This window comes from Sphingobacterium sp. UBA7253 (assembly GCF_002472745.1).
In the GTDB taxonomy this organism is placed as follows: domain Bacteria; phylum Bacteroidota; class Bacteroidia; order Sphingobacteriales; family Sphingobacteriaceae; genus Sphingobacterium; species Sphingobacterium siyangense.
Map to the genome: position 1 here is coordinate 11,222 of NZ_DKSP01000040.1, position 4,108 is coordinate 15,329.

Annotated in this window: 3 protein-coding genes; all 3 read left to right on the forward strand. The window is 36.9% G+C overall.

The window, feature by feature from the left end; translation table 11 throughout:
- Positions 1 to 1,814 (forward strand): hypothetical protein (locus tag B2X72_RS03815; protein ID WP_286848331.1); only part of this gene is annotated, 1,814 nt, incomplete at its 5' end.
- Positions 1,815 to 1,885: 71 nt separating this feature from the next.
- The gene (locus B2X72_RS03820; RefSeq protein ID WP_167450469.1) at positions 1,886 to 3,025 is read left to right on the forward strand and encodes an ATP-binding protein; all 1,140 of its coding nucleotides are present in this window, start codon (positions 1,886 to 1,888) and stop codon (positions 3,023 to 3,025) included.
- 16 nt (positions 3,026 to 3,041) lie between these two features.
- Positions 3,042 to 4,108, forward strand: a 1,067-nt coding sequence (locus B2X72_RS03825) for a DUF4238 domain-containing protein (RefSeq protein WP_286848332.1), incomplete at its 3' end; no start/stop codon positions are given.

Sequence of the window (4,108 nt, forward strand, 5' to 3'; positions counted from 1 at the left end):
CTGATACACAAAGATCAATTGCGAACGGTATCTTTCTCAACTTATCGAAAGTCTTCTTTGGCTGGCACTTTACCGAATATGGACCAACTAAAGGACATGAATTTACGTATTACAATATCGAACTACATAAATCAGATCAGTTAATGAGCCTGAGGGCACGTATACTAGATCAGGTATACCAACTCTTTGATCCAGAAAATGAACAATGTTCTGAGCTATTATCAAAAATCGTTTTTCCAGGAGGAAAAATTGATAAAAGCATTTATGTAGATGAGTTGCCAATATATGAAAGAATTATTTCGGACAAATTAGATGAAAAACAAATCTCGCATTGCAGGTTTGTATCGGATATGTCCCAACACCTGGCAGAAGCGGACACAGTATACCCTGAAAGCTGGAACGATTTCATCAATTCTGATATAAAGAAATTGGAGCATTTTCTACGACCAGATTGGAAAGAAAGGAAAAGTAAATCTACGGAAGAACGTCAAAAAGAAAGGCTTAAGAAAATCAATGATTTTGTAAACGGAAGCGAATGGAGAGATTTAGAGCAACTGCTGATAAATGTGGATGCGCTTTACAATCAAGAGAAAATCAATAAAGGTGGTTATATAGAGCCATCCGTAACTTCTATATATCTAGCTGTAGCTCGCAAGGACAAAACGGATTTTGAAAAGGCTTTGCGCCTACACTTTAGCGGGAAAGTGAATTTCCCTATGCGTTCAATGGTTTTCCATATACCTTTACAAGAAGACGTCATAACAGGTGAAGAGCTACTTAGCATCGTACATAACTACGATTTTGAATATAGATTTTTTTGGGAATCTGTATTGATAACTTCGTTACCAGAGCAACAAATAGACGAGCGTTTTTTAAAGCTGCTTTTGGCGCTCTTTGGCAATAGAGACAAATCTGTCAAGGTCCATAGTATGCTTGACTATCATAAATACTGGACTGTGTTTGAAGAATACAAAATAGGCAACAAAGAACTGGAGCAGCATAATATAATCACTTATCTTACCAGCCTTGTACTGTCAAAAAAAGATTGGACTAGGGCAGATTTAGGTTATGATTTTTGTTCTGACTGTGTGTCCTACTTTACAAGCCATTATGAATTACTAAAGAGCGCGTACTGGGTGCAATATGTAATCGACCCTCATTTTGATGATGATGAAAAGGAACTAAAAGCAATACTTGATTTGGATAGATATTTCATTCACCATAGCTATACAAACGACATTATAGGCTTAGGATATTCAGCCAAGATAGAGCTTAGTGATATTAACACCAGCTTACTATGGGAATACCCGGAATATGAAGAATTGATCGAGAGTCTATTATTAGAGGTTTTACATAAAGAGCATTTGAGTTCTACTTACGAAGATGCCATCTTTAATTTATTTGCTCTAAAAAGGGTTGAAGACGGCAAGATAGAGAAAGTGAAGTCTCTCATTTCCGATTTGACCCGTAAGCATGCACACAACGACAAAATACTGTTAATACTGATACGGATGGTTTATAACAATTATAGCGATTGGATAATACCTTATTACAAGGAGTTTCTTTTATTACGTAAGGAGATTGAAATTACCAGAAATATTAGCTTTAGCAGAAGCTGTAACTATACATTAAGCAGGGTCCATCTTTACCAGGATAGAATAAACTTTTACCGGGAAATTATAAATATGATCAATACTCTCCCCGACCTGCTCGACTACACTGAACATATAGATCACTTTGAACAACTGATAGCATGGGAAAAAGAAGCTATCAAAAAGGAGGTTAAAGTAGACTTTATGAGTGAGTATTATTGATAATATGACAAATCCAAATAGTAAGTTTTGAACCGAGAAATAATAAGCTACATAAAACAAATAACAATATTTTGGAGCAGATAGAAAAAATTATAGGCAACCTCATCAATAGCAAAAAAGAGGGAAACTATTGGGATTTTAAGGAAATTCCTCACAATAATAATGCAGATCTATTACATGACATATTATGTCTCGCAAATGCAAAACATAAAGGAGACAGATTTTTAATTTTGGGGGTCTCCGACCCCAGCTCTGGAGCAAACATAGTTGGCCTGACCACTGGTATGGTTGATCGCAAGACCCAACAACAGTTTATTGACTTTCTGAATCGCAAAGATTTTGGAGGTGGCATTAAGCCAGATATTAGCTTACATACCTTGACCATCGACAAGAAGCAAATTGATGTATTACAGATAACCAATCATCCTTATAAGCCATACTATCTCACATCTACCTATACAATTGGTAGAAGAAACGTTAGAGCTAATCATATTTATACCCGTATCGGTGACACCAATACGCCAATTGATTCTTCAGCTGATCTACTGCATATAGAGCATATGTGGCGTGAGAGATTTCATCTTGACGTTCATCCCAAAGAAAAAATGCTGCATCTTCTTTCAGATCCTAGTGAATGGACAATGGATTTGGGTAATTCCGAATATGCATACAACAACAACCATCCAGAATATAAAATAGAATTTTCGCAACCCAAGAAAGTTGAGTCTGCTGAGGCTTATTGCTATTTCTACCCAAATCCCGTAGCATATCTGGGTACGGCAAAATTCTATTATCAATCGACCCTGTTGCTCGAACAAGAATACATGACCTGTGATGAAATGCGAAGACACCTTCCGGTTCCTCAAGTAGCCTATGTATCTAAAAACGGAATTGAAGGTTGGTATTATTATTTTACCAAGAACGCTATAAGCGGTCTCTTTTTAAAGTTCTTGACTAGAGGCACGTATTCATTTTCGTCAGGACGAGGATCAGAACCACCGTTCCTGATTTTCAAAGATGAAATGGAATCCAAAGCATTTGAAGATCATGTTAACCAACACCTGGATGATATTATTAAGCTCATTCCAACAACCTTCGCAAAAATGGCTAAGCGTGAAAAAGAAAATGCTAATGATACCACACCAATTGATCCAATCTTTATGGATCAGATACACCAATATTACGCTAGCTTCCAGTCTGGAAAAATATAAAAACCAAATCTGTTATATGGGATCTCCTAAGCATCAACATTTTATTCCAAAATCATTCCTGAAGCAGTTTGCTCTTAAGAATGAAAGAGACAAATACCTTATTGATACTCTAATGCGAGGGGATGCAAAAATTACGACCCTAACTACGACACAGGTATGTGTCCAAAAAAATATCTATACCTTCCCTGAGGGTGTCGAAGGTGATCGCTTCGCTTTAGAAAAGCGTTATGCAGTTGAAGTCGATGCTGTCTATCCAGAGGTATATGCGCTACTTTCTGATCCAACCATTCATAAACTTACTCTTGAACAGAAATCGAAAATCCTGAATACAGTATTAAGCCTTTACTTTAGGACACCTTTTTTCCTTAATGAGAAAAATGAAAGACTGGATGTCAGATTTGATAGATTCTCCAACCTTTTGAATAATAATAAAGAGCAACTGATCTACAATCATGATAACGGAACAAGTTATACGTTGACTAAAGAAAATATCGAGGATGTGAGAGCGATGCTAAAAATTGAAAACAAGATAAAATTTTTAGAAGAGCATTTGGAGCAATGGAAATCTTTTGTAGAACACAAAATGGTCTGTGGAATGGAAGTAATCGAAGTTTCTGACGAGGTTCCTTTAATATCCTCAGACAATCCAGTACTAATACTAGGAAGTGACGGCAGGCCTAATTACCAGGATATCTTCCATCCTGATAACATTATTGAGGTAGCTATCGATCCCAAAAAATATTTAATAATCTATCCTAACGCTGTATCTGAGGAAGAATCGCTGGATTTGAAAAGGGGAAGTCGTGATAAATATTTCGCGGCAGGAGTAAATCTGCGTACAGAAGAGACATCGGATGGACGAGTTTTGGGGTATCCAGGCGATGTACATAAACACTTTGAATCTCAGCAGAAACTCGGTGAGGATTCAGAAGAGAATATTGACCATTATTCAAAATTCATTAGACAAACAATGCTACTGGATGACCTCATGAAGACAGTAACAAAATCTGGTGGAACAATGCTTTCAAAGGCTGTCATTGAGAAAGTACGCGAGCTTTTTCACTCTGGCGAATTGGAAGGTTC